This is a genomic window from Oleiphilus sp. HI0043 (genome assembly GCF_001634935.1).
This window is the reverse complement of the sequence record NZ_LWEY01000288.1, coordinates 1-794: the sequence shown is the minus strand read 5'-3', so window position 1 is coordinate 794 and position 794 is coordinate 1. Positions and strand designations below refer to the sequence as shown.

1 protein-coding gene is annotated in these 794 nt (G+C 48.2%); it reads left to right on the top strand.

Translation table 11 applies throughout. The annotated features are described in order from the left end of the window. Window positions 1–794 (top strand): DUF5011 domain-containing protein (locus A3729_RS04165; RefSeq protein WP_156497643.1); only part of this gene is annotated, 794 nt, incomplete at both ends.

The window sequence follows — 794 nt, the reverse complement described above, 5'->3', positions numbered from 1 at the left end:
GCATGAATTACGAACCCCCTATACAGATGCTGGCGCAAGCGCAAATGACAATACCGATGGAGACATCACTACGAGTATTGTAGTCGGCGGAGATACAGTAGATAGTGATACCGCCGGTGTATATATCATCACTTATAACGTAAGTGATGCCGCGGGCAATGCAGGCGCACCAATCAGCAGAGTTGTTGACGTTGCTGACCGCACAGCACCGGTAATAAGCTTACTTAGCGCAAACCCTTTGGATCATGAAGTAGGCACCATATTCGTTGACCCTGGTGCAACAGCATCCGATATTATAGACGGCGATGTTAGTGCCGATATTGGCGTATCTGGCTCGGTTGACCCAAACACAATTGGCACTTATACACTTTCCTATAATGTCAGCGACTCGGCAGGAAACGCTGCAACGACGGTAGTTCGTACAATTAATGTTGTCGATACCGGAGTGCCGGCCATCACGCTACTTGGCGACAACCCCATTTTACACGAGCTGCAAACTACCTCTACCGACCCTGGTGCCACTGCAATAGATGCCGCAGACGGAGACCTTTCATCTAGTATTGTCATCACAGGCTCAGTCGACTCAAATACCGCTGGAACTTATACACTCAGTTATGATGTGACGGATTCACAAAGCAATGCTGCGACAACCGTAACACGAGACATTATCGTTGCAGACCGAAGCGCTCCACTCATCACTATTACCGGTAGTACTACAGTTAATCATGAGCAAGGCACTTTATATACAGACGCTGGCGCAACTGCTAGTGATGTAATTGACGGTGATATCAGTG